Below are 25,419 nucleotides of genomic sequence, written 5' to 3'. Positions count from 1 at the left end.
CTTGCTGCCTCTAGAATCCGGCTTGACAGTCTGAGAATTAATTCGTTTATACGTATTAGCAGCTAATGCGTATTAGCAGAATGGCTGTTCATGGGGGAGCGCCGTTGATGGGCTCAAAGCGACTGACGCAACGGGATATTGCGCAACTGGCTGGCGTCAGCCAAGCGACGGTTTCGCTGGTGCTCAATGCGGCCTCCAGCGCCGAAGGCCGCATCCCGCAAGAGACCCGCGACCGCGTCCAGAAAGCCATTCGGGATACCGGCTATGTCGCCGATCCGATTGCCCGCCGCATGGCCAAGGGCCTCAATCGCATTATCGGCGTGTTCACCTATGAGCCGGCTTTCCCCAGCGAGCAGGCCGACTTTTTCGGGCCCTTCCTGTTCGGCATCGAGGAAGCGGCCCAGCAGGTCGGCTATGATCTGCTGCTGCTCACCGGCGCGGCCCATCAGGGCCAGCGCAAGATTTTCAGCGAGAATAACCGCCTGCGGCTGGCCGATGGCTGTCTGGTGCTAGGGCGTGAATTCGATCAGGACGAACTGACGCGCCTCGTCGGTGGCGATTATCCCTTTGTCGCGGTCGGGCGGCGTAACGATGCCGGGGGGCCGGTGCCCTATGTCGGCGCCGACTATGCCGCGGCCACGGCGACGTTGGTGCAGCAGGCCCGCGACCTTGGCCATTCGCGCATCGCCTATATCGGCCCTGCGCAGGGCGCCGAATCCACCGTCGATCGCTGGATCGGTTTCAGCCGCGCCATCGAAGGCATGGACTTCGTTGCCCATGTCCCGGCTGCCGCACAGCCGGCGGCCGGGACCCTCGACACCCTCATCGCCAGCCAGGCCAGCGTCGCCTTCTTCATCGAACTGGCCGACGCCATCCTGGTGGAGCGGCTGGCGCGGCAGCGCGGTCTCAGCATTCCCGGCGATCTGTCGATTGTCGTGCTGGGCAATCACATCCGGGCCGAACAGACCGGCACCCGATTTACCTCCTTCTCCATCCCCCGCGAAGCCATGGGGCACGGTGCGGCCCGCATGCTGGTGCGCCGGGTGGAGACCCAGGAACCCGGGCAGCAAGTGCTGCTCCCCTGTGAACCCGTCGCGGGCGAAACCCTCGGCGCCATGACTAAGCGGACCAAATGACCATTAAAGAACTCAGCGCAGATATCTTGATTATTGGCGGCGGCCTCGGCGGCGTCGCGGCGGCTCTGGGCGCGTTGCGCAATGGCCGTTCGGTCATCATGACCGAGGAATTCGATTGGATCGGCGGTCAACTGACCAGCCAGGCGGTGCCGCCCGATGAGCATAGCTGGGTCGAGCAGTTCGGCATTACCCGCTCCTATCGCAAACTGCGCAATGGCATTCGCCAGTATTATCGCGACAATTATCCGCTGACCGAGGCCAGCCGCGCCTGGGGCGATCTCAATCCCGGCGCCGGCTGGGTCAGCCGCCTCTGCGCCGAGCCGCGCGCTGGCGTTGCAGTGCTCGAAGCCATGCTGGCGCCCTATCGCGGCGGCGGCAAGCTGACCGTGCTGCAGCCTTATCGTCCCGTCGCTGCCGATGTGCAGGGCGACACTGTCCGCGCCATCACCGTGCGCCACCGCGATACCGGCGCTGAAATCACCTGCTCGGCGCCTTATGTGATCGACGCCACCGAGCTGGGTGATCTGCTGCCGATGACCGGCACCGAATATGTCACAGGCTTTGAGAGCCGCCACAATACCGGCGAGCCGAGCGCGCCCGAAGTGGCGCAGCCCGACAATGTGCAGGCGGTTTCGGTGTGCTTTGCCGTCGATCATGTCGATGGCGATCACACCATCGACAAGCCGGACAATTACGACTTCTGGCGCCAGTACCAGCCCAGCTTCTGGGGCGGCCCGCTGCTCGGCTTCAAGGCGCCGCATCCGCGCACGCTGGAGATTGTCGAGCGCTCGTTCACGCCCAATCCCGATGATGATCCGCTGCTGGTCGATGCCGATCAGCGCCGCAATCCGGGCGATGGCAATCTGTGGACTTTCCGCCGTATCGCGGCGCGCCGCAACTTCGTGCCCGGTGCCTATAATTCGGACATCTGCCTCGTGAACTGGCCGATGATCGACTATATGGAAGGCTCCATCATCGACGTCTCGGAAGAGGAAAAGGCCCGCCACCTCAAGGCTGCCGCCGACCTCTCCTATTCGGTGTTCTACTGGCTGCAGACCGAGGCGCCGCGCCTCGATGGCGGGCAGGGCTTCAAGGGTCTGCGCCTGCGTGGCGATGTGACCGGCACCGATCATGGCCTCGCCATGGCGCCCTATATCCGTGAGAGCCGCCGCATCAAGGCGGTCACCACCATTGTCGAGCAGGACGTCTCGATGCTCATTCATGGCAATGCCCTGTCGCGCCAATATCGCGACAGCATCGGCATCGGCATGTACCGCATCGATCTGCATCCCTCGACCGGCGGCGACAATTATGTCGACGTCGACTCCTCCCCCTTCGAAATTCCGCTGGGTGCACTGCTGCCCCAGCGCCTGCGCAACCTGCTGCCGGCGGGCAAGAATATCGGCACCACGCATATTACCAATGGCTGCTACCGCCTGCATCCGGTGGAGTGGAATGTCGGCGAAGTCGCCGGCCTGCTCGCCGCTCACTGCCTCGAAACCGGGCTCACACCGCATGCGGTGCAGGAGAATGATGCCCAGCTCGAGGCCTTCCAGACCCGGCTCTATGGCGAGGGGATCGAGATCCGCTGGCCAGACGTGCGCGGCTACTAAGCATACAACAGGAGGAAACCCATCATGACCAAGATCACCCATCTCAAATCTGCAGCGGCCGCGGCCGGCATTCTGCTGCCGCTCGCCTGGAGCGGCGTTGCCTGGGCCCAGGACGCCGTCAATCTGCGCATGACCACCTGGAGCGCCAACGAGGCCCATATGGCGGTGTTCAACGAGATCGCCGCAGGCTTCAAGGCGACCCATCCCAATGTCACCGTGACCTTCGAGCCGCTGCCCTTCGACAGCTATTCGACCACGCTGACCACCCAGATCGCCGGCGGCAACGCCCCCGACCTGGCCTGGATCTTTGAAACCAGCGCCGCCGACTTCGTCAATTCGGGCGTGCTGGCACCGCTGAGCGACGCCTTCGCCGCGACCGATGGCTATGATCTGGCTGACGTCACCGACTCGGCCACGGCCCTTTGGAAGCGCGACGACCAGCTGTTCGCCTATCCCTTCTCGACCTCGCCTTTCGCGGTGTTCGCCAATAACGATCTGATCACCGCTGCCGGCGCCAAGACCCCGGCCGAGATGATCGCTGCCGGCGAATGGACCTGGGACAACGCCCTGGCCACCGCCAAGGCCGTCGCCGCTTCCGGCGACAAGGAAGGCCTCATCGTCCGCGACTTCAACTACCAGCTCTGGCAGAACCTGACCGCCGTGTGGCGCGGCTGGGGTGCCAATGCCTGGAGCGACGACGGCAAGACCTGCGGCTTCACCGAGCCGGCCATGGTCGATGCCATGACCACCATTCACAACGCGATCTTCGTCGATGGTGCGCTGCCGGGACCGGGTGAGAATGTCGACTTCTTCACCGGCGACGCGGCGATGACCATCACCCAGATTTCGCGCGCTTCGCTGCTGCCGAAGGAAGACCCGTTCGCCTGGGATCTGGTGCCGCTGCCGCAGGGTCCGGCGGGTGAGTATTCCGTGGTCGGTCAGGCCGGTGTCGGCGCCTTTGCAAACCGTCCCAACACCGAGTTGGCCGTCGAGTTCCTCGGCTATTTCACCAATCCGGAAAACAGCCAGAAGCTGGCGCAGTTCTTCCCGCCGGCCCGTGCCAGCCTGTTGAACGCCACGACGCTGGCAACCACCAATCCGCTGCTCTCGCCTGAGCAGATCGAGACTGTCGTCGTCCACGGCATCAGCACCGGCAAGGTGATCTCGGGCCACACCAACTTCGCCCAGATCCAGCAGACCGTCCGCGCCAGCCTCGACAGCCTGTGGGTTGCCGATGCCGACGTGCCGGCCGTGCTGCAGTCCGTCTGCGACAGCATCAACCCGCTGCTCGCACGCTAAGCGCCAACCACCTGACTCGCAGTCAGCCTCCCTCCCCCTTGTGGGGAGGGTGGCCCCGCAGGGGTCGGGTGGGGGTACTATCCGCGAGCGCAATGTTCGTGACTCACCCCCACCCTTGATCCCTCCCCACAAGGGGGAGGGAGACGAAGGAACCACCGCATGAGCTTGACGGCAGAATCTCCCCCCAGAAAACGTCCATTCTGGACCATTGAACGCCGCGATGCGGCCGCCGGCTATGTGTTCATCGCCCCGCAGCTGCTCGGCATCATCATTTTCGTGCTGATCCCGCTCGGGCTGGTGTTCTGGTATTCGCTGCATGAATGGAACGTGCTCGCCAACACCTTCAATTTCGTCGGCAGCGCCAATTACCAGATGCTGCTGAGCGACAAGGCGCTGCCGCAGGTGCTGCTGTCCTCCGCCATCTTCTCGGCCGGGTTGGTCGTGCTCAACATGTCGCTGGCGCTGCTGCTGGCCGTGTTGCTCGACCAGAAGCTCAAGGCCATGGTGGTGTTCCGCACCCTGTTCTTCTCGCCCGTCGTCGTCTCGCTGGTCGCCTGGACCATCGTCTGGAGCTTCCTGTTGCAGAATAATGGCGGCATCAACGGCATGCTGCAAATGATCGGCGTCGAAGGCCCCAACTGGCTGCGCCATCCCTCCACCGCCATGGTTTCGGTGGTGGTGGTGCAGGTGTTCAAGAATGTCGGGCTCAACATGATCCTGTTCCTGGCCGCGCTGCAGGGCGTACCCAAGGAGCTGTATGAAGCGGCGCGCGTCGATGGGGCCGGGCACTTCAAGCAATTCCGCCGCATCACCCTGCCGCTGATTTCGCCCACCATGCTGCTGACCTCGATCATCACCATTGTCGGCTCGCTGCAGGTCTTCGCCCAGATTGCGGTGCTGACCCAGGGTGGTCCGGGCATGAGCACCACCGTGCTGGTGTATTACCTCTACCAGCAGGCCTTCCAGTTCCATTTCTTCGGCTACGGCTCGACCTTGTCGATCCTGCTGTTCGTCATCGTCGCCGCCCTGACCTTCGCCCAGTGGCAGTTGCGCAAGAGGATCGTGTTCTATGAAAACTGATCTCTCGCTCCGCATGAAAACCGGGCTTTATGGCCTGATGTGCGTGCTGCTGATCCCCTTCGTCTTCCCGACCTGGTGGATGGTCACCTCATCGGTCAAGCCGATCAGCGATATCTTCGCCTTCCCGCCGGACCTCTGGCCGCGCCGCTTCGATTTCACCACCTATCAGAAGGTGTTCGAGCTGCAGCCCTTTGCCCAGCAATATTGGAACTCGGCCTATATCGCGGCGCTGGTCACCATCGGCACCATGATCATCTCGTCGATGGCCGGCTATGCCTTCGCGCGCATCCGCTTTCCCTTCTCCAACGCCATTTTCATGGTGGTGCTGCTCGGGCTGCTGATCCCGTCCGAAGTCACCATCGTGCCGCTGTTCCAGATCTTCCTTAAATGGGGGATGATCAACACCCACTGGCCGCTGATCCTGGTGCCGATCTTTGGCGCGCCGTCGGTGTTCGCCACCTTCGTCATGCGCCAGTTCTTCATCGCCCTGCCGGGCGAGCTGGAGGAAGCCGCGCGCGTCGATGGGCTGGGGCGGTTCAAGATCTTCTGGATCATCGCCCTGCCGCTGGCCAAGCCGGCGCTGGGTGCGGTCGCGATCTTCACCTTCCTGCACAGCTGGAACCTCTATCTCGAACCCATCGTGTTCCTCTCCTCGACCAATATGTTCACCCTGCCGCAGGCGCTGACCCAGTTCACCGACGCCTATGGCGGCGCCATGTGGAACATCCAGCTCGCCGCCGCGACCATGACCGCGATTCCGGTGCTGCTGGTGTTCATCGTGGCGCAGAAGCAGTTCGTCGAGGGCCTCGCCCATACTGGCCTCAAGGGCTGACAAGGATATCCAAATGGCTCCCGTAACCCTGAAATCCGTCAAGAAGTCCTATGGCGACCTCGCCATCATCCACGGCATCGACGTCGATATCGCCGATGGTGAATTCGTCGTGCTGGTCGGGCCCTCCGGCTGCGGCAAGTCTACTTTGCTGCGTATGATTGCCGGGCTCGAAACCATCACTGATGGCGATATTTCCATCGGCGCCCGCGTGGTCAATGATCTGGAGCCCAAGGATCGCGACATCGCCATGGTGTTCCAGAATTATGCGCTCTATCCGCATATGAGCGTGGCGCAGAATATGGGCTTTTCGCTGGAGCATCGCGGCGGCAACAAGGCCGAGATCGCCGAGCGGGTGAACTGGGCCGCCGAGATTTTGGGCCTCAAGCCCTATCTCGACCGCTTCCCGCGCCAGCTCTCGGGCGGCCAGCGCCAGCGCGTCGCCATGGGCCGCGCCATCGTGCGCAATCCGCAGGTCTTCCTGTTTGACGAGCCGCTGTCCAATCTCGACGCCAAATTGCGCGTGGTGATGCGCGGCGAGATCAAGAGCCTGCACCAGCGCCTCGGCGTCACCACCGTCTATGTGACGCATGACCAGGTCGAAGCCATGACCATGGCCGACAAGATTGTGGTGATGAATGCTGGGCGGGTCGAGCAGATCGGCGCGCCACTCGATCTCTATGATCGCCCGGTCAATCAGTTCGTTGCCGGCTTTATCGGCTCACCGTCGATGAATTTCATCAGCGGCACCATCACCGCCGAGGGCTTTGCTGCCGCCGGCACAATGCTGCCACTGCCTGCCGGCACCGGCAATATCGGCGCCAAGGCGGTCTATGGCATCCGTCCCGAACATCTGGCGCTGGATCAGGCCGGCATCGCCGCCAAGGTTGCCTTGGTCGAGCCGATGGGCTCGGAGACCCAGGTCACCATGGCCATTGGTGAGCACACCATCATTGGCGTGTTCCGCGAGCGCGTGCAGGCCCGGCCCGGCGACACCATCCATATCCGCCCCGATCTGGCCCAGCTGCATCTGTTCGATGCCGCCACCGGCACCCGCCTGAACTAAGGAGCGGACCATGCGCTATCCCGAAACCAAGCTGCACACTGCCATCACCACCGGCGAATTTCCGGTCATTGTCTCGCTGGCGCGCCACGATATCGATCTGGCCAAGGCGGCGCTCGATGCCGGGGCCACGGCGCTCAAGACCCATCTCAATGCCTATCACCGCGCCACCGGCACTAGTTTTGGTAGCTTTGCCGAGGAACGGCCCTTCTTCGAGCAGTTGAGTAAGCTCGGTGCGCCGCTGCTGCTGATGGCGGGGCAGGAGACTGTACCGTCAGCCGAAGAAATGGAGCTGCTGGCCGATCTCGGCTTTGAAGGCTTCAACGTCTATTTCGCCCATCTGCAGCCGCATCTGCTGCAGTCACGGCTGCGCCCGATGCCGGCCTTGTCGTCCGACAGCACACCGGATGACCTCGCGCGCATCGTCGCTCTGCCCGGCGCCATGCTGGAAGCGTCCATTGTCGAGTTTTCCGGCTATGGCCAACCGCTCACCGATGCCGATATTGTTCGCTATGGCGAGATAGTCACCGAGGCCGGCATTCCGGTGATTGCGCCCAGCCAGCGCAAATTCACCGCCGCCGACATGCCGCGCCTGCGCGCCGCCGGCATTGCCGCTCCACTGTTGGGCGCCATCGTCACCGGCGACACGCCCGCCTCGATGCGGGCCGCCGTGACCCCCATCGTCGCCGCCATCGCTGCCGACCGCTAGGGCGACGGCGCTGGCCGCGCCATAACAAAGCCAAACTTGGGCCGCTGCATCGACAGACAATGGGTTGCCGCATTCGGTTGCGGCGCTCATTATCGTCTGACGCCTGCCAATTCACCCGGGTCGTGCCCCGAACGACGGAGCCATCATGCCCTACGACACCCCCGTGATTGCCACGATTGCCGTGGGCCTGGTGCTGGCCGCCCTGCTGGGCCTGCTGGCGCATCGGCTCAAATTGCCGCCGGTGCTGGGCTATCTGCTGGCCGGGATTTTGGTCGGCCCGCATGTCTCAGGGCTGGTGGCTGATCCGGCATTGGGGCGCCAGCTGGCCGAATTCGGCATCGTACTGCTGATGTTTGGCGTGGGCCTACAAGTTTCGCTCAAGGAAATTTTGGGCTTGCGTCCGCTGGCCATCACCGGCGCGCTGGCGCAACTCGCCTTGGGGATTTTGCTCGGCTTGGGGCTCGGATTTTTGCTGGGCTGGGAGCCCCATACCGGGCTGCTCTTCGGCCTCGGCCTGTCGGTCGCCTCCGGCGTCGTCATTTTGCAAGAAAACCGTCAGCATGCTGCAGGAAATGACGCGAAAAGCTGGCTTATTCTGCAGAATATGGTCGTGGTTCTGGTGCTTTTGCTGCTGCCTGCCGTCGCCGGCCTCAGTGGTAACACGGAGGTCTATGACCCCTTCGTGTCACTGGTCGAACGCCTGCTCGGCACCTCGGTCGGGCTCTGGGGCGCCATTGCCCTGACGGCGATCAAGCTGGCGGCCTTTGTCGGCTTCATGGTGGTGGCCGGGCGCAGTGTTATTCCCTGGCTGCTGCATGGCGTGGCCCGCATGGCCTCGCGCGAATTGTTCCGCCTGACCATCGTGGCGATCGCGCTGGCACTGGCGCTGGGCGCGGCCTTGCTATTCGGCGTGACGCTGGCGCTGGGGGCGTTCTTTGCCGGCATGATCCTGAGCGAAAGCGGCAGTCTGGGCCGGGCGGCGCGGCAGACCCTGCCGCTGCGCGATGCCTTTGCCGTACTGTTCTTCATGGCGGTCGGCATGCTGGTCGATCCGGCCATTATCCTCACCCAACCGCTGCCGCTGCTGGCGACTGTGCTGATCATCATGCTGGGCAAGTCGGTGGCGGCGTTTGCCGTCATGGTGCTGTTCCGGCGTCCGGTGGGGCAGGCGCTCGAGCTGGCCGCCACGCTGGCGCAGATCGGCGAGTTTTCCTTCATCCTCGCCAGTATGGGCGTGGCGCTGGCGCTGCTGCCGCCCGAGGCTTTACAGCTGATCCTCGCCGGCACGCTGATTTCCATCCTGCTCAATCCGCTGGTGTTCTGGGGCGCCTCCCGGCTGCAACCGCGGGTCGAGGCCCGCATGGGCGCGCGGGACGAGCAGCGGATCGAACCGACCGAAACGGTTCCCGAACCCAAATTGCCCCCGTCCGACAATCTGCTGTCCAAGGCCGCCGCTACGCCGGTGGCCGTGGCCCCGGCCGCCGTCGTCGCCACCGAAGTGGTGGCGGCTGAAGCCGAGCCGGAGGCCGTCGAGGCTGAGCCAGAGGCGGCAGCAACAGTTCCCCCCGAGGAGCCCGCGGACAATGTCATCATCCTGGCGCCGCCGCCGGCAGCGCCAAGCGTCGATGCCAGCGACACCACCACGCCCGCCGTGGGCGAAGCGCCTGCCGCCATTGACGAGGTGATGGTTTCCACCCCCACTGAACCCGAGACGTCTGAGCCCGAGCCGCCTGAACCCGCCGAAACGCCGGCCGAAGTCGCTGAGGAACTGGCCGAACAGGAGGCCGATCTGACCAGCGAAGGTGGCCCACCGCCGCCCGAGCCGGAGCCCGAAACCGAGACACCCGAGCCGGTGACCGACAGCGCGATTCCGCATGTCGTGCCCGAGCCCAAAAGCTAGCTCCTTGTCAAAGGCTTGAGGTCTGGCGCATAGAGTTTCCACCGTCGCGCTTGCACCGCCTGCGGCGACGGGGAATAGTGTGGGCCAATGATTTCGCAAAAAGCCAAATATGCCCTGCGCGCACTGGTGTCACTCGCCCGGACCGGACGCGGGGAAACCAAGATGATCGGGGAGATTTCGCGGGAACAGTCGATCCCCAAGAAATTCCTCGAACAGATCCTGCTGGAGCTGAAGCGGGCCGGCTTTGTCGCCAGCCGGCGCGGCCGCTCGGGCGGCTATGAATTGCTCAAGGAACCCGAGCAGATCATGTTCGGCGAGGTGCTGCGGCTGATCGACGGCCCGATTGCGCCGCTGCCGTGTCTCTCCAAAATCGCCTATCGCAAATGCGAGGATTGCCGCGACGAAGACAGTTGCGAAATCCGCCACGTCTTCGAACGAGTGACCCTGGCCACCCGCGAAGTGCTCGACAGCACCAGCCTGGCGGATTCGCTGCGGCTGGAAGATTTGCCGGTTTAGGTTAGCCCCTCATCCGCCCTTCGGGCCCCTTCTCCCAGGAGGGAAGAAGGGTGAGGCGTAGCCCCTAGCCGAACACCACGGTCTTGCGGCCGTTCAGCATGACCCGGCTTTCCAGATGCAGCTTTACCGCGCGGGCCAGCACGCGGCTTTCGATGTCGCGGCCGGCGGCGACCAGGTCGTCGGGGCTCATGGCGTGGGTGACGCGGGCGGTTTCCTGTTCGATGATCGGGCCTTCATCGAGGTCGGGCGTCACGTAATGGGCGGTGGCGCCGATGATCTTGACGCCGCGCTCATGGGCCTGGTGATAGGGCTTGGCGCCCTTGAAGCTGGGCAGGAACGAGTGATGGATATTGATCACCTGACCGAACAGTCGGGTCGACAGATTATCCGACAGCACCTGCATATAGCGCGCCAGCACCACCAGATCGGCGCCGCTCTGCTTGATCAGCGCCAGCACCTGCTCTTCCTGTTGCGCCTTGGTGTCCCTGGTCACCGGCAGCAGATGGAAGGGGATGCCGGCGTCGCCGGCGATTTTCTGGGCGTCGGGGTGATTGGAAATCACCGCCGCCACTTCGGCGTCGAGCCAGCCGACGCGGATCTGATACAGCAGATGCAGCAGCGTGTGGTCGAATTTGGAGACCATGATGACGATGCGCTTCTTGCGGCTGACATCGGTCAGTGCGGTCTTCATCGAGAAGCGGGCAATCGGCGATTTGAGGGCGCGCTCAATAGTCTCGCGGCTCATGCCCTCCGGCGCGGTGAAGGCCAGGCGCATGAAGAACTGGCCGGTTTCCCGATCCCAGAACTGGTTGGATTCGGCGATATTGGCGTCGAGCGCGGCCAGCTCGGTGGTGACAGCGGCAACAATCCCCGGCCGGTCGGCGCAGGAGAGGGTGAGGACGAAATTGGCCGGATTCATCGCGGCAGCTCCAGATTCTCAAATTTAGACGCGTTACCGCTTCGACAAGCGGTATCAATGGCTTGGTGCTCCCCGTCAAGGGCGCAGCAAAAAGGGCCACCCTTGCGGATGGCCCTTTCTGAGTTTCGGCCTCGTGGCCTGAAGGAGGGGTGTTAGGCGAGCATCTCCCGCACAAACACCTTGCACCCAAGACCTGCTTCGAGCGCCGTCATCTCAAAAGACATTGGATCACCTCCTTCACGTTGGTTGAACATGAGAGGATGGTGCCCTGATTTTTTCGATCTGTCCAGCCTCACCGGCCTGCGTGGTTTTGCGAGGTCAGGCCCGCGCCTTTTTCGGGCGCGCGCGCAGTTGCAGAATGGTGGCGGCGAGCACGCCCAGCGCCACGATGCCGATGATGATGGTGGCCAGCGCATTGACGTCGGGCGAGACGCCCAGCCGGACCTTGGAGAAAATCACCATGGGCAGCGTCGACGAGCCGGGGCCGGAGACGAAGCTGGCGATCACCAGATCGTCGAGCGACAGGGTAAAACCGAGCAGCCAGCCCGATACCAGGGCCGGGGCGATGATGGGCAGGGTGATGTCAAAGAAAGTGCGGACCGGGGAAGCACCCAGATCCATCGCCGCTTCTTCGAGACTCCGGTCGAAGTCGGACAACCGCGACTGCACCACGACGCAGACATAGGCGGTGCAGAAGGTAGCGTGGGCAATGACGATGGTCAGCATGCCCCGGCCCTGCGGCCAGCCTAGCAGGCCCTCCATGGCCACGAACAGCAGCAGCAAGGACAAACCGGTGATAACGTCGGGCATCACCAGCGGGGCCGAAACCATGCCGGCAAACAGCGTGCGGCCGCGGAAGCGGCGGAAGCGCACCAGCGCTACGGCGGCGAGCGTGCCCAGCACCAGCGCGATGGTGGCGCTGAGGGCTGCGATCTGCAGGCTGAGCCAGGCGGCGCCGAGCAGCTGCGGATCGTTGAACAGTGCCACATACCATTTGGTCGAAAAGCCCGACCAGACGGTGACGAGACTGCTCTCGTTGAACGAGAAGATCACCAGCGAGACGATGGGCGCATAGAGAAAGGCAAAGCCCAGCGAGGCGGCGATGGGGAGAAACCAGCCACGAGAAAACATTTTACTTCTCCACCACGGCGCCCTGCACCTTTTGCAGCAGCATGATGGGCACGACGACCACCACCAGCATGGCGCAAGCCACGGCAGCGGCGCGCGGCCAGTTGGCAGCACTGAAGAATTCGTCCCACAGCACCCGGCCGATCATCAGCGTTTCCGGGCCACCAAGGAGCGACGGAATGACGAATTCGCCAATCGCCGGGATGAACACCAGCATCGAGCCGGCGACAATGCCGGGCAGCGACAGCGGCAGCGTGATCGAGAGGAAGGTGCGCAAAGGCCGCGCGCCGAGATCAGCCGAGGCCTCGAACAGCGAGGTGTCGAGCTTCACCAGCGTCGTGTAGAGCGGCAGGATCATGAAGGGCAGGTAGGTGTAGACGATGCCGACATAGACGGCGAAATCGGTCTGCATCATCACCAGCGGTTCGATGCCGAACAGGCCGAGAAACTGGTTGATCACCCCATTGCCGCGCATGAAGCCGCTCAGCGCGTAGACGCGCAGCAGGAATGAGGTGAAAAACGGCAGCACCACCAGCATCAGCAGGATATTGCGCCATTTGTCGGGCGCGCGCGCGATGGCGTAGGCCATCGGATAGCCGACCAGCAAAGTGATGATGGTGGCGATGGCTGCGATGCGGATCGAAGAGAGATAGGCGGCGACATAGAGGTTGTCGCTGAACAGCTTGATATAGTTGGACAGATGCAGCGTCAGCTGCACCGTGCCTTCCTCGGTGGTGACCAGCAGCGGCGAATAAGGCGGGCGGCCGAACTGCTTGGTGGCCAGCGAAATGCCGAACACCACGGCCAGCGGCACGAGGAAAAACACCAGCAACCAGAGCACCGGCGCGATCAGCACCAGCATGCGGCCGGAAATGCCGACCCTGGCGAGGTGGCGCTCGACCGCATTCCACGGGCGCAGTCGCCGGGGCGGCGGAATGGTGGGTTCGTGGTTGGTGGTCATACCGTCAGCACCGAGCCGGCGTTGTCGCTCCAGGTGACAAAAACCTCCTCGTCCCAGGTGATGGCGTCGGGGTTGCCGCGCACCGAATTGGTCTGGCTGACGCGCAGGCGTTTGCCGCTGGCGAGCTTGACCTGATACAGCGAGATATCGCCGAGATAGGCGATTTCCTCGACAATGCCCTTGGTCACATTGGCGTCGAAATCATTCTCCGGCCGCTCGCGGCTCAGCGCCATTTTTTCGGGGCGGATGGCCCACCACAGTAGCTGGTCGGGCGCGCAGTCGACGCCGTGGCCGACATAGATATCGCAGCCCAGTTCGGCCGAGTGGATGCGGATATGGTCGGGCTCGTCCTGGGTGACGGTGCCCTCCACCATATTGGCCGAGCCGATAAAGCCGGCGACAAAGCGCGAATTGGGGAATTCGTAAATATCGGTGGGCTCGCCGGTCATGGCGATTTCGCCCTGGTTCATCACCCCGATGCGGGTGGCCAGCGTCATGGCCTCCTCCTGGTCGTGGGTGACGACGATGAAGGTGACGCCGAGCGACTCCTGGATCTTAACCAGCTCGAACTGGGTTTCCTCGCGCAGCTTCTTGTCGAGCGCGCCGAGCGGCTCATCGAGCAGCAGCAGCTTGGGGCGCTTCGCCAGCGCGCGGGCCAGCGCCACGCGCTGCCGCTGGCCGCCCGACAGTTGGTGCGGCTTGCGCCGGCCGTAATCCTGCAGTTTGACCAGGCTCAGCAGCTCGGCGACGCGGTCAGCGATTTCGCCCTTGGGCAGGTGGTCACGCTTGATGCCATAGGCGATGTTCTGCTCCACGCTCATATGCGGGAACAGCGCATAGGACTGGAACATCATGTTCACCGGCCGATTATAGGGCGGCACATTGGTCATGTCCTGGCCATCGATCTCGATGGTACCCGAACTCGGGGTCTCGAAGCCGGCCAGCATACGCAGCAGCGTCGACTTGCCCGAACCCGAACCGCCGAGCAGGCAGAACAGTTCGGATTTGTAGATGTCCAGCGACACCTCATGCACCGCCGAGACGTCGCCAAATTTCTTGGAGACATTCTTGATGCGCACAAAGGGCTTGTTGCCGGCAGGATCGCGCCAGGGGCGGGTATCGACGGCAAGCTGTGGCTTCTTGGCCATGGCAGACTCTATAAAATGGTTGAGGGGCGGCCATGGCCGCCCCTGTTTAACTGTTATTACTGGCCCGTTTTGATGCGGGTCCAGGTGCGGGTCAAGACCTCTTCGAAATCGGGGCTATGCGCCGACATCACGAAGGCCTTGGCCAGGGTCTCGGCCGGCGAATAAATGCCGGGGTTGGACTTGACCTCTTCGTCGACAAACTCGATCGCCGGCAGGTTCGGGTTGGCGTAGAACACGTAATTGGTGATCGCCGCCACCACTTCGGGCTGCAGGATGTAGTTGATGAATTTGTGGGCGTTGTCCTTGTGCGGCGCATCGGCCGGAATCGCCAGGAAGTCGAACAAGGTCGCGGCCCCTTCCTCGGGGATGACATAGTTCACTTCGACGCCCTGATTGGCGGCGGCCGCCGCGTCGGAAGCGATGAAGATGTCGCCCGAATAGCCAAGCGCCAGGCAGATTTCGCCATTGCCCAGATCGTCGATATATTGCGACGAGTGGAAGTAGCGGACATAGGGCTTGATGGAGTTCATCAGCGCCTCGGCCTTGGCCAGATCCTCGGTGCTTTCCGAATTGGCGTCGAGCCCGAGATAATGCAGGGCGATGCCGATGACTTCGGACGGGCTGTCGATGATGGCGACGCCGCAGGACGCCAGCTTGGAGACGACCTCCGGCTTGAACAGCAGGTCCCAGCTGTCGAGTTCAGCACCCTCGCCCAGGGCAGCGGTGGCCTTGGCGACGTTGTAGCCCAGACCAATGGTGTTGATCATATAGGGCACGGCATGGGCATTGTCGGGGTCGTGCCGCGTCGCGGCAGCCATGACGGTCGGGTCGAGATTGACCAGATTGGGGAGCTTGGACTTATCCAGCGGCGCGATCAGGCCGAACTTGATCTGGCGTTCGACGAAATTGCCCGACGGCACCACGATGTCATAGCCGGAATTGCCGGCCAGCAGCTTGGCATCGACAATTTCATTGCTGTCATAGACGTCGTAATTGACCTTGATGCCGGTCTCCGCCTCGAAATTGGCGATGGTGTCCTCGGCAATATAGTCGGACCAGTTATAGACGTTGAGCACGGGCTCGTCCTGGGCCAGCGCGGGGCTGGCGACCATGACTGCGCCGAGAGCAAGGACGAGCGACTTCTTCATTCGGATAGAGCTCCTGTTCAGAATTTTGATCTTGGATATCGGGGGGCGCACGTGGCGCGGCGGTCTCGTGTGCCCATGGGGCACGGACAGTCAGTGACGGGCACTCATCTTGGAGTGCCCGGACGGGCCGGTCCGGTGTGAAACGATGATACGGAGAGAGAGCGCTGGAAAGCGCTGGGCACATTGGCAGGACTGAGCCCGGAGCCGGGCGCGTATCGATCGGCGCCAAACGCGCGATCAACCAATTCTGTCTGCAGCGAAGTGCCCTTTCCACGCTGGAGTAATTGGGGCAACCTAGAACCAAATTGGCAGGGCGACAAGCGCCTTGCTCCCATGTTTCCACGGGGGTTGACGTTCGGTCGCAAGCGGGCGCAAAACCCGCGCCAAACGGGGCCATATTGCCCACAACCAAGATTGACAAGCGAGTAACCCAATGACCGCCAAATCCTACCTCTCGATCAGCCCCGAGGTGAAGCAGGCGCTGGCTGCCGGCAAGCCGGTGGTGGCGCTGGAATCCACCATCATCACCCATGGCATGCCCTATCCACAAAACCTGGAAATGGCGCAGAATGTCGAGGCGGTGATCCGCGCCAATGGCGCTGTGCCGGCCACCATCGCCATCATGGATGGCCGCTTCTGCGTCGGCGTGTCGGGTGAAGATCTTGAGCGGCTGGCGCTTGAAGGCGGCAAGGCGGCTAAGGCCAGCCGCCGCGACGTCTCTGCGCTTTTGGTCAAGGATGCCATCGCCGGCACCACTGTGGCGACGACGATGCAGATCGCGGCGCTGGCCGGCATCCATGTCTTTGCCACTGGCGGTATTGGCGGCGTCCATCGCGGCGCCGAGGAGACTTTTGATATCTCCGCCGATCTGGGCGAATTGAGCCGCACCCCGGTGGCGGTGGTCTGCGCCGGCGCCAAGTCGATCCTCGATATCGCCAAGACCCTCGAAGTGCTGGAAACCAATGGCGTGCCGGTGCTCGGCTATGGCACCGATGAATTCCCTGCCTTCTGGGCCCGCCAGAGCGGCCACAAGGTCGATCACCGCTTTGACGATGTTGTCGATATCGCCCGCGTGGTGGCGCTGCAGGCCGAACTGGGCATGGGCGGCGTGCTGATCGCCAACCCGATCCCCGAGGCTGACGCGCTGGATCCTGCGACCATCGAAGCCCGCATCACCGAAGCGGTGGCCGGGGCCGAGCGCGAAGGCGTGTCGCGCAAGGATCTGACGCCGTTCCTGCTCAAGCGCATCTTTGAATTGACCGACGGCAAGTCGCTGGTCGCCAATATCGCGCTGGTCGAAAACAACGCCAAGGTCGCGGCGCAGATCGCCGTGTCGCTGGCGGCCCGCACTGCTCCCAAGCCGGGTGTGCTGCGCGCATGAGCCAAAAGGTTCTCGTCGTCGGCGATGTGATGACCGACGTCATCGTGGTGCCCGAGGGCCCCATCGTGAAGGGGTCCGACCGACGCGCTACGGTGCGCAGCCGGCCGGGCGGCTCGGGCGCCAACCAGGCCGTCTGGCTCGGAGCGATGGGCGCCGATGTGGTGTTCGCCGCGCGGGTCGGCGCCGCCGACCGCACCATGTATGAGAATTACTTTCGCGGGCTCAATGTGGTGCCGGTGCTGGCCGGCGACCCCGACCAACCCTCGGGCGTCTTGGTCACCATTGTCGATCCCGATGGCGAGCGCAGCTTCCTCACCGATCGTGGCGCCAATCTGCAGCTCAGCCCCGACGATCTGCCGGCCAGCCTGCTCGACGATATCGGCATGGTCATGGTCTCGGGCTACAGCTTTTTTGCCCCCGGTCCCCGTGCCGCGGTGCAGGGGCTGTTCGCCACGGCGCGGGCGCGCGGCATTGCCGTTGCCGTCGATCCGGCTTCGGTCGGCTTCCTGCTCGAGGTCGGCGCTGAGCAGTTCCTTGACTGGACGCGTGGTGCCGATGCGATCTTTGCCAATGAAAGCGAGGCCGAAGCGCTGACTGGGCTCACAGGTCGTGTGGCGCAGATGCAGGCGCTGGGCGAGCGCTATGGCACCGTGCTGATCAAGCGCGGCGGGCAGGGCGCCGTGCTGGGCGGCCGCGACGGCATTCGGGTCGAACTGCCGGCGCAACTGGTCAAGGTCGTCGATTCCACCGGGGCGGGCGATGCCTTTGCCGCCGGTTTCATCGCGGCGCGATTGGCGGGTGATGACGAGGCCATGGCGCTGGGCAAGGCCATTGCCGCTGGCGCCAAGGCGGTGCAGTCGATCGGCGGGCAGCCTACCTGATTTTCTGCCCCGCTTTGCGCATAGTCTGGCCGCATAGCAAGGCGACCAGAAGGAGACCGATATGAAGCGTCTGCCCGCCGCCGCCCTGCTCTGCCTCACCCTTGCCACGCCCGCCTTTGCCGATGGCAAAATCTATGTGCAGCTGCCGGAATTTGGCCCGTTTACCAGCAATCAGGCCGAGGAACTGCTCTCCTCGGTGGTGCTGGCCAATGTCGTCTCGTCCAATTGCCCCGACTTCGCCGTGAGCGACGCGGAATGGTCGCTGCTGGTTGATTCCGCCGATCTGCTGGCGCGCGGCGAACTCGGCCTCTCCGTTGCCGATTATGACCGCTATTTCTACGCACCGGCCTTCGCTGCGCTCGACAAGCCCGACACCTGCGCCGTTGAAGGCCCGGCCGTCGAAGCGGTGCTGGAAGAGCTGGTGCTTCAGGGCGGTAGCCGCGAGCCGCTGGCCGATCAGGAGGCTGCTTACGAAGCCGAGCAGGCGCGCCACGCCGTTTGGGATGCTGCCGAACAACCGAGAAAGACCAAGGTCAAATGAGCCTCATCGCCCCCATTCTCGTCGCTCTGGTGGCGCTGCTCCACCTCTACATTCTCATTCTTGAGATGTTTTTGTGGACCGGCCCGCGCGGCCAGAAGGCCTTTGGCCTGACGCCCGAATTCGCCCAGTCGACCAAAGCGCTGGCGGCCAATCAGGGGCTCTACAACGGCTTCCTCGCCGCCGGGCTGATCTGGGGCCTGCTCTATCCGGATCCGGCTTTCGGCTGGCAGATCCAAATGTTCTTCCTCGCCTGTGTCGCCGTCGCCGGCATTTTCGGCGCGGTGACGGCGAGCCGAAAAATCCTGTTCATCCAGACCGTTCCGGCGGTGCTGGCCATGCTGGCGGTGATGTACGCGTAAGCGCGCCGCCGTCATACCACCGGCCGTCACCCTCGGGCTTGACCCGAGGGTGTTTCACTTAGCAACCGCGCCGCAAGTGCAGAACCCTCGGGTCAAGCCCGAGGGTGACGATCTGGGATGGGTAGGCCCCCCGGTGGGAGAACCTAACCCGCCAGGCTCGCCAGCACCCGCACCCAACTGCGGATGCCCCGATGATAGCTCTCGAGATCGTATTTTTCGTTGGGGCTGTGAATGGCGTCGTCCACATGGGCAAAGCCGATCAGCAGCGTATCGAGCCCCAGGATCTTCTTGAAATCGCCTGCCACCGGAATCGAGCCGCCCGAGCCGGTGATCACTGCCGGCTTGCCCCATTCGCCGGACAGTCCGGCCAGCGCCTGGCGCAGATGGGTGCCATCGTCCGGCACGGTGATGGCGGGTGAGCCGCCATGCTCGGTGAAGGTCACCGAGCAATCGGCCGGAATGCGCGCCTGCACATGCTGGCGGAAGGCAGCGCGGATCTTGACCGGGTCCATGCCCGACACCAGCCGGAAGCTTATCTTGGCGCTGGCCTTGGCCGGGATGACGGTCTTGAAGCCGTCGCCGGTGTAGCCGCCGATCATGCCGTTGATTTCGCAGGTCGGCCGCGCCCACAGCATTTCCAGCACCGAGCGATCCTGCTCGCCGGCCGGCACCGACAGGCCGGCTTCGCCGAGAAACGCCGCCTGATCAAAGCCGAGGCCCTGCCACTGCGCTTTCAACGCCGGGCTGATTTCGGCCACGTCATCGTAAAACCCCGGCAGCGTCACTGAGCCATCGGGCGCCCGCAGGCTGGCGATGATTTCGGCCAGCACCTGATTGGGGTTGCGCGCCGCATTGCCGAACATGCCGGAATGCAGATCCTTGTTGGCGCAGCTGATCTCGATTTCCTCGCCGACCAACCCACGCAGCATGGTGGTGATGGACGGGGTCTGGCGGTCCCACATATCGGTATCGCAGACCAGTGCGATATCGGCCGCGCCTAGTTCAGCCTTATTGGCCTCCATGAAGGGCGGCAGGTTCTTGCCGCCGCTTTCTTCCTCGCCTTCCAGCATCAGCGACACCTTGACCGGCAGCGCCCCGGTCACCGCCTTCCAGGCGCGGCAGGCTTCGATGAAGGTCATCATCTGACCCTTGTCGTCGGAGGCGCCGCGCGCCACGATGATTTTTCGGCCATTGGCATCGGTCTTGAGTTTGGGCTCGAACGGGTCGGTGTGCCACAAATTCAGCGGATCGACCGGCTGCACGTCATAATGGGCATAAAACAGCACATGCGGGCCGGCCTGCTCAGGACCATGCGCCACCACCACCGGATGGCCCGGGGTCGGGCGGGCGGCAGCATCAAAGCCCAGCCCGGTGAGTTCACTGGTGATCCAGTCGGCCGCGCGCTGGCATTCCGCCGCGTAAGCGGGATCGGTGGAGATGGACTTGATGCGCAGGAGCGCATAGAGCCGCTCCAGGCTCTGCTCGAGCCCGGCATCCACCTGGGCGAGAACGGCATCGAGGCTGGCGGCGGTGGTCGTGGTCATGGGGACGAATCCTTTTTGCTGCTACCCTCACCAAACTGGACCACGCTGTCTAGCGCCGCCGCGCCTGCATCGGTATTGTCATACTAATTGATGTGCGCTGCGTTGCGCGCCCTGGGGGATATGCCGATGGCTGCGCGTAATGCGGCGGAAACCACGACGAGCGATCTGATTGCCGCCATTTCCGGCCGGGTGCCGTCGCGCAATCTGCATTCCCAGGTGCTGTGGCAGCTGGGCGTCGCCATTGTCGGCGGCCATTACCCCGTCGGCAGCATCCTGCCCTCCGATAGTGAATTGCTGGCGGATTTCGCCGTGTCGCGCACCGTGCTGCGCGAGGCGCTGAAAACCCTGGCCGCCAAGGGCATGATCGAGGCGCGGGCCCGCATCGGCACGCGGGTGCTGCCGCGCCGACGCTGGAACCTGTTCGATGCCGATGTGCTGGCCTGGCATTTCGAAACCGGACCCGACGTGGATTTTCTGCGCAGCGTCGCCGAAGTGCGGATCGGCATTGAGCTGGAATCGGCGGCCTTGGCCGCCGAGCGGCGCAGCGACGAACAGGCTGAGCAGTTGCTGGCTTTGGCCGATGCCATGGGCCAGGCCACCACCGCCGAGGAATTCGCCCGCGCCGACCTGGCCTTCCACCGCGCCGTCGCCGAAACCTCGGCCAATCCATTCATGGCCTCGATCAGCACGCTGGTCGAAGTGGCGCTGACGGCGGTATTCACCATCAGCTCGCCGGTCGAAGACAAGGAAAAGCTGGCCCAAACCAGCGCCGCCCATCGCCACATCGCCGAAGCCATCCGCGACCGCAATCCCGACCAGGCCCGCGACCTCATGCGCGCCGTCATCACCGACGGCTTCGCCCGCTCCTCTGAACGGATGGCGGTCAAGGGTTAAATCTTGCGGTGCGGAAAGTCGGAATGGTGGCGCTGAGCGGGATCGAACCGCTGACCTCGTTCTCCCAACTGAGCTACAGCCCCGTTCCGACGGTGCTGATATGAAACAGAAAATACTGCGAGAGCAAGAGCGGGATTGCGGTTTTTTGCAGTCGTGATCAGGCCAGTCCATGGCGGATCAGCGCGCCGGCGGTGGCCAGCACGGCGTCGGGCATCGGCGTCAGCGGACGGCCGAGCAGGGTGGTGATGGCGCTGGAATTCAGGCGCTTGCTGCGGCCCAGTTCGGCCAGATTGTCGCCAACATCGGCATCGAACCGGCCATAGAGCCGCACCATCCAGTCGGGCAGCACCAGGCGCGGCACGCGGTGGTCGGGAAAATGCTGGCGTAGCAGGCCGGCGATGTCGGCGAAGGCCATGCTGCGCTCGGCCATGGGGAAGCGCTGGCCGCCGGCGGCCGGGTCAATCATGGCGGCGAGATGGGCGGCAGCGACGTCGCGCACGTCGACGGCGTTCAACTCCATGCGCGGCAAAGCCGGCACCGAGCCGTCGAGCAGGCGCTGCACCAGCACTGCCGAGGTGCCCGGATCATCGTCAAGCAACGGACCGAGAATGACGGCGGGGTTGATCGCCACCAGCGCGTCATGGCGACCGGCAGCGTCCATGATGGCCCAGGCGCGGCGCTCAGCCAGGGTCTTGGACCGCTGATAGGCGTTGAGGCCGGGCCCGTCGAGATTGGTCCAGTCAGAGGCGGTGAAGGGGCCGCTACGGTCGCTGGCGTGGCCATAGGCGATGGCGGCCATCGAGGAGGTGAGCACGATGCGCTCGACGCCGGCCGCATTGGCGGCGTTGAGGGCCCGCTCGGTGCCGCCGACCGCCGGGGCGATGACGTCCGTGGGATGGGAAGGGGTTTTGAGCAGCAGCGGCGAGGCGGTGTGCAGCAGATAGCGGCAGTCCTGCGCCGCCGCCGCCCAGCCCGCGTCATGGCGCAAATCGAGCGCCACAAACTCAAGGCGGCTGATATCGGCGCCGGCCCGGCTGAGACTGGCCCGCACTGCGTCAGCCCGCAACAAATCGCGCAGACTGCCGCGCACTGCATAGCCGGCGTCGAGCAGTTGCAGGGCGATATGGCCGCCGAGAAAGCCCGAAATACCGGTGAGCAGCACGCGGTCGGTCATGATGCGGCTAGCCGACCGTGGCCCAGCCGCCGCTCTTCTCGCTGGCAAAGATGGCGTCGATCACCTGCATCGAGGCGATGGCGTCCTCAATGCCCCAGGGCAGCGGCTTTTCGCCCAGCACGGCCAGCGCAAAGGCTTCGGCCTGCTCGGTATATTGATCGACGGCGGGCAGGATTTCGCGGCGGGCGAGCGAGCCGTCAAACGGCGCACCGGTATCGATGGTGATGGCGGTGCGCTCGTCGGGCGGGGCGTTGAACGGGATGATGATTTCCAGCTTTCCCTTGCTGCCCAGCACCTGCAGCCGCTGATGCGGGGTCGCCTGGGTGGAGCAGATGAAGCTGAGCTGGCGGCCCTGGCCGAAATCGGCGAGCACGCTGGCCAGCCGGTCGGTGCCGAAATCCTCGTCGCGCTCGACCAGCGAGACGACGCGCTTGGGTTCGCCCTCGAACAGATAACGCGCGGCGGTGATCGGGTAGCAGCCGATATCCATGATGCCGCCGCCGCCAATATCGGCCTGATTGCGGACATTATTGGGATCGGCATTGTAATAGGAAAACACCGCATTGATGGCGCGGATGGTGCCCAGCTCGCCCGAGCGGATGATTTCGCGGGCGCGGGCCCATTGCGGGTGGAAGCGCACCATGAAGGCTTCCATGATGATGCGGTCGGGCGGGCACTCACGCAGTGCCTGGGCATCGGCCGCGCTGAGGGCGATCGGCTTTTCGCACAGCACATGCTTGCCGGCCTTGGCGGCGGCCACGGTCATCGGCACATGCAGATGGTTGGGCAGGGGATTGTAGATGGCGTCGATGTCGGGATCGGCGAACAGCTCTTCATAGGAGCCATAGGCCTTGGGGATGCCGAGCTTGGCGGCGGCCGCCTGGGCCTTGCCCAGATCACGCGAGGCGATGGCGACGACCTCGGAATGGGCCGACTTCATGATCCCCGGCGTGACCTTCTGCATGCCGATATTGGCGGTGGACAGAATGCCCCAGCGGACTTTTTTATGGCTCATGCGCGCGTCTCCCATGTTGGTCAGAGACTTAGCGGTGGGGAGGGGATTTGGCTAGTATGGAAGGAAAGGCGATTGCGGCTCCACCCCCTCCCAGCCTCCCCCATCAAGGGGGAGGTGCCATTCTGTGGGTGCGGTTAGCGTGTGCCAAACACTCGATCTGATACCTCCCCCTAGATGGGGGAGGCTAGGAGGGGGTGGAGCAACGGGCGCGGATCCCCCTAGTGATCTTCCTGCGCATCCGCCACACCCAGCCGCCAATAACCCGCCGCCTTGATATATTGCGCCGGGAAACCCCGCGCCTCGAGATGCGCCCGTGCCGCCTGCGCCATGGTGACTTCGCCGGCGATATAGGCGTAGCCGACCCCGGCGGGGAAAGTCAGCGCCGTGATGGTGTCGAGCACCAGGCTGGTGGTGCCGGCGGGCTGGCCGCTGCGATGCACATAGGTCAGCGACAGATCACTGCGGGTGGTGAAGCGCTGTTCCTCGGCAGCGTCGGCCACTTCGATCACCGCCAGCACCTTGGCGCCGGTCGGCAGTTCCTCGAGACGGCGGCCCAAAGCGGGCAGGGCGGTTTCGTCACCGGCCAGCAGATACCAGTCATAGGTCATCGGCACGACGGTCGAGCCGCGCGGGCCACCGATCACCAGCGTGCTGCCGATTTTGGCATTGGCCGCCCAGCTCGAGGCGGGGCCATCGCCATGCAGCACGAAATCGAGGTCGATCCAGCCGGCGTCGACGTCCCAGGCGCGCGGGGTGTAGTCACGCATTTGCGGGCGCTCGCCGGGCCATTGCGCGCCATTGGGGCCAATTGGCGCGAGGAAGGGCTCGACGCCCGCGGGAAAGAAGAAGGCCTTGATATGGTCGGCATGGCTGGGCGAGGCAAAGCCGGTCATGTCGCCGGCAAAGCGGAACCGGCGCATCAGCGGTGTGATGTCGGTGATTTTGGTCACCGTGAGCAGGCGCGAGCGGGTCTCGTGGCGGACGCGCTGGGGTGCGCGCGGGTCGATTTCGGACATGGGTGACCTATTCCTGAATTGTTTTGTCAGGAATTAGCGGGCGGTGACCGAAAATGCAACCATCGCCCGCGCCAATGCTGACAGTGCGTTAGCCAATTTGCCGCTGTCATGAATGGCCTTGCCCAGCATTGAACCGGCCCGGCAAAGGCCTATGTGAAGGGCAAGCAAAACAGAAAGGCCGACCCGATGCGCAGTGTTGTCTATGAAGAATTTGGCTCCCCCGAGCGGGTGCTGCGCCGCGAGGATCGCGCGCAGCCGGTGCCGGGTCCGGGCCAGGTGCTGGTGCGCATGCTGCTGTCGCCGATCCACAATCACGATCTGATGACCATTGCCGGTCAGTATGGCTTCAAGCCGAGCTTGCCGGCGGTGCCGGGTACCGAGGCGGTTGGCGTGGTCGAGGCGCTGGGCGACGGCGTCAGCCATTTGCAGCTCGGCCAGCGGGTGGCCGGCGGCGGCGAGCAGACCTGGGCGCAATTCTATCTGGCCGATGCCCGGCGGCTGGTGCCGGTGCCGGATGCGGTGAGCGACGAAACCGCCTGCCAGCTGGTGTCGATGCCACTCAGCGCCAAGATGATCATCGACAGCATGGGGCTCAAAACCGGCGACTGGATCGTGCAAAATGCCGCCAATGGCGCGGTGGGCAAGCTGGTGGCGCGTTTTGCCGCCGAGCAGGGCATCAATGTCGTTGGGCTGGTGCGGCGCGATGCGGCGGTGGCCGAGCTGGAAGCGCAGGGCATTGCCAATGTGGTCTCCACCGAACATGAAAACTGGCAGGAACGGGTCAAGGCGCTGACCAATGGCGCGCCGATCACTAAGGCCATCGACTCGCTGGGCGGTGACGGGCCCACGGCCTTGCTGTCGGTGGTGGCTGACGGCGCCGAACTGATCAGTTTTGGCGCGATGACGCAGCGGCCGCTGAAGATTTCGGCTGGCGACCTGCTGTTCCGCAACATTTCCGTCAAGGGCTTCTGGGGCGCCAAGCCACCGGTTGCGCCGGAGCGGATCGGCGTGCTGCTGGGTGAGCTGGTGAGTGCCGCCGCCAAGGGCGAGCTGGTGCTGCCGATTGAGACGGTGTTCGGGCTTGAGCAGGTCGTGGAGGCGGTCCAGGCCAGTGGCGAGCCGGGCCGCAAGGGCAAGGTGGCGCTGCGCGGCTAAGCCCGCCCAG

The 25,419-nt window shown here is 64.0% G+C and carries 24 protein-coding genes; 15 read left to right on the top strand and 9 right to left on the bottom strand.

Annotation, left to right across the window (positions count from 1 at the left end; genetic code table 11):
- The first annotated feature begins 104 nt into the window (after window positions 1-104).
- The 9 genes from ACX3OW_RS01195 to ACX3OW_RS01155 all read left to right on the top strand — a co-directional run bounded on the left by ACX3OW_RS01195 (window position 105) and on the right by ACX3OW_RS01155 (window position 10,145).
- Window positions 105-1,136 (top strand): LacI family DNA-binding transcriptional regulator, encoded by a 1,032-nt coding sequence (locus tag ACX3OW_RS01195; protein ID WP_459093910.1) that lies wholly within the window; start codon window positions 105-107, stop codon window positions 1,134-1,136.
- Complete coding sequence (locus ACX3OW_RS01190; RefSeq protein WP_459093909.1) at window positions 1,133-2,749, top strand: FAD-dependent oxidoreductase; 1,617 nt, start codon at window positions 1,133-1,135, stop codon at window positions 2,747-2,749. The genes ACX3OW_RS01195 and ACX3OW_RS01190 overlap by 4 nt, the downstream gene beginning before the upstream one ends.
- 24 nt (window positions 2,750-2,773) lie before the next feature.
- Window positions 2,774-4,048: an extracellular solute-binding protein gene (locus tag ACX3OW_RS01185; RefSeq protein ID WP_459093908.1), complete on the top strand. Its 1,275-nt coding sequence runs from the start codon at window positions 2,774-2,776 to the stop codon at window positions 4,046-4,048.
- A 159-nt stretch (window positions 4,049-4,207) separates the two neighbouring features.
- Window positions 4,208-5,128, top strand: coding sequence for a carbohydrate ABC transporter permease (locus ACX3OW_RS01180; RefSeq protein ID WP_459093907.1), 921 nt, complete (start codon window positions 4,208-4,210; stop codon window positions 5,126-5,128).
- Complete coding sequence (locus ACX3OW_RS01175) at window positions 5,118-5,960, top strand: carbohydrate ABC transporter permease (protein WP_459093906.1); 843 nt, start codon at window positions 5,118-5,120, stop codon at window positions 5,958-5,960. Before ACX3OW_RS01180 ends, ACX3OW_RS01175 begins: the two co-directional genes overlap by 11 nt.
- A gap of 13 nt (window positions 5,961-5,973) precedes the next feature.
- Window positions 5,974-7,023: an ABC transporter ATP-binding protein gene (locus ACX3OW_RS01170; RefSeq protein WP_459093905.1), complete on the top strand. Its 1,050-nt coding sequence runs from the start codon at window positions 5,974-5,976 to the stop codon at window positions 7,021-7,023.
- 10 nt (window positions 7,024-7,033) lie between these two features.
- Entirely contained in the window at window positions 7,034-7,729 is a 696-nt protein-coding gene (locus ACX3OW_RS01165; RefSeq protein WP_459093904.1) for a hypothetical protein, read from the top strand.
- A gap of 145 nt (window positions 7,730-7,874) precedes the next feature.
- Entirely contained in the window at window positions 7,875-9,629 is a 1,755-nt protein-coding gene (locus ACX3OW_RS01160) for a cation:proton antiporter (RefSeq protein WP_459093903.1), read from the top strand.
- Window positions 9,630-9,716: 87 nt separating this feature from the next.
- Window positions 9,717-10,145, top strand: coding sequence for an RrF2 family transcriptional regulator (locus tag ACX3OW_RS01155; RefSeq protein WP_459093902.1), 429 nt, complete (start codon window positions 9,717-9,719; stop codon window positions 10,143-10,145).
- Between the two features lie 64 nt (window positions 10,146-10,209).
- Here ACX3OW_RS01155 and purU read toward each other — a convergent pair whose 3' ends face one another.
- From purU to ACX3OW_RS01130, 5 genes are all read right to left on the bottom strand, one after another.
- Complete coding sequence (purU, locus tag ACX3OW_RS01150; protein WP_459093901.1) at window positions 10,210-11,064, bottom strand: formyltetrahydrofolate deformylase; 855 nt, start codon at window positions 11,062-11,064, stop codon at window positions 10,210-10,212.
- Between the two features lie 318 nt (window positions 11,065-11,382).
- On the bottom strand, window positions 11,383-12,195 hold the full coding sequence (locus tag ACX3OW_RS01145; protein ID WP_459093900.1) for an ABC transporter permease subunit: 813 nt from the start codon (window positions 12,193-12,195) through the stop codon (window positions 11,383-11,385).
- A gap of 1 nt (window position 12,196) precedes the next feature.
- Entirely contained in the window at window positions 12,197-13,153 is a 957-nt protein-coding gene (locus ACX3OW_RS01140) for an ABC transporter permease subunit (protein ID WP_459093899.1), read from the bottom strand.
- Window positions 13,150-14,301, bottom strand: a complete 1,152-nt coding sequence (locus ACX3OW_RS01135; RefSeq protein ID WP_459093898.1) for an ABC transporter ATP-binding protein — start codon at window positions 14,299-14,301, stop codon at window positions 13,150-13,152. The genes ACX3OW_RS01140 and ACX3OW_RS01135 overlap by 4 nt, the downstream gene beginning before the upstream one ends.
- A gap of 56 nt (window positions 14,302-14,357) precedes the next feature.
- Window positions 14,358-15,449 carry a polyamine ABC transporter substrate-binding protein gene (locus ACX3OW_RS01130; protein WP_459093897.1) on the bottom strand — a complete coding sequence of 364 codons (1,092 nt, stop codon included), beginning with the start codon at window positions 15,447-15,449 and terminating at the stop codon, window positions 14,358-14,360.
- Window positions 15,450-15,882: 433 nt separating this feature from the next.
- Between ACX3OW_RS01130 and ACX3OW_RS01125 the strand changes: the two genes are divergently transcribed.
- The 4 genes from ACX3OW_RS01125 (at window position 15,883) to ACX3OW_RS01110 (ending at window position 18,611) form a co-directional block, all read left to right on the top strand.
- Window positions 15,883-16,830: a pseudouridine-5'-phosphate glycosidase gene (locus ACX3OW_RS01125; RefSeq protein WP_459093896.1), complete on the top strand. Its 948-nt coding sequence runs from the start codon at window positions 15,883-15,885 to the stop codon at window positions 16,828-16,830.
- Window positions 16,827-17,711 carry a carbohydrate kinase family protein gene (locus ACX3OW_RS01120; protein ID WP_459093895.1) on the top strand — a complete coding sequence of 295 codons (885 nt, stop codon included), beginning with the start codon at window positions 16,827-16,829 and terminating at the stop codon, window positions 17,709-17,711. The genes ACX3OW_RS01125 and ACX3OW_RS01120 overlap by 4 nt, the downstream gene beginning before the upstream one ends.
- A gap of 61 nt (window positions 17,712-17,772) precedes the next feature.
- Window positions 17,773-18,252 (top strand): hypothetical protein, encoded by a 480-nt coding sequence (locus tag ACX3OW_RS01115; RefSeq protein ID WP_459093894.1) that lies wholly within the window; start codon window positions 17,773-17,775, stop codon window positions 18,250-18,252.
- Window positions 18,249-18,611, top strand: coding sequence for a DUF1304 domain-containing protein (locus tag ACX3OW_RS01110; protein WP_459093893.1), 363 nt, complete (start codon window positions 18,249-18,251; stop codon window positions 18,609-18,611). Before ACX3OW_RS01115 ends, ACX3OW_RS01110 begins: the two co-directional genes overlap by 4 nt.
- Window positions 18,612-18,754: 143 nt before the next feature.
- Here ACX3OW_RS01110 and ACX3OW_RS01105 read toward each other — a convergent pair whose 3' ends face one another.
- Entirely contained in the window at window positions 18,755-20,155 is a 1,401-nt protein-coding gene (locus tag ACX3OW_RS01105) for a M20/M25/M40 family metallo-hydrolase (protein ID WP_459093892.1), read from the bottom strand.
- 126 nt (window positions 20,156-20,281) lie between these two features.
- Between ACX3OW_RS01105 and ACX3OW_RS01100 the strand changes: the two genes are divergently transcribed.
- Window positions 20,282-21,049 (top strand): FadR/GntR family transcriptional regulator, encoded by a 768-nt coding sequence (locus ACX3OW_RS01100; RefSeq protein ID WP_459093891.1) that lies wholly within the window; start codon window positions 20,282-20,284, stop codon window positions 21,047-21,049.
- Window positions 21,050-21,206: 157 nt separating this feature from the next.
- On the opposite strand, the gene ACX3OW_RS01095 is transcribed toward ACX3OW_RS01100, so the two are convergent.
- The 3 genes from ACX3OW_RS01095 to ACX3OW_RS01085 all read right to left on the bottom strand — a co-directional run bounded on the left by ACX3OW_RS01095 (window position 21,207) and on the right by ACX3OW_RS01085 (window position 24,254).
- Window positions 21,207-22,223 carry an SDR family oxidoreductase gene (locus tag ACX3OW_RS01095; RefSeq protein WP_459093890.1) on the bottom strand — a complete coding sequence of 339 codons (1,017 nt, stop codon included), beginning with the start codon at window positions 22,221-22,223 and terminating at the stop codon, window positions 21,207-21,209.
- A gap of 7 nt (window positions 22,224-22,230) precedes the next feature.
- Window positions 22,231-23,238: a Gfo/Idh/MocA family protein gene (locus ACX3OW_RS01090; protein WP_459093889.1), complete on the bottom strand. Its 1,008-nt coding sequence runs from the start codon at window positions 23,236-23,238 to the stop codon at window positions 22,231-22,233.
- 218 nt (window positions 23,239-23,456) lie between these two features.
- On the bottom strand, window positions 23,457-24,254 hold the full coding sequence (locus ACX3OW_RS01085) for a siderophore-interacting protein (RefSeq protein WP_459093888.1): 798 nt from the start codon (window positions 24,252-24,254) through the stop codon (window positions 23,457-23,459).
- A gap of 186 nt (window positions 24,255-24,440) precedes the next feature.
- On the opposite strand from ACX3OW_RS01085, the gene ACX3OW_RS01080 reads away from it, so the two are divergent.
- On the top strand, window positions 24,441-25,409 hold the full coding sequence (locus ACX3OW_RS01080) for a zinc-binding dehydrogenase (protein WP_459093887.1): 969 nt from the start codon (window positions 24,441-24,443) through the stop codon (window positions 25,407-25,409).
- Window positions 25,410-25,419 lie beyond the last annotated feature (10 nt).

The organism is Devosia sp. A449 (assembly GCF_054489375.1).
The sequence above is the reverse complement of the archived record's forward strand: the minus strand, read 5'-3'. Positions and strand labels throughout refer to the sequence as shown.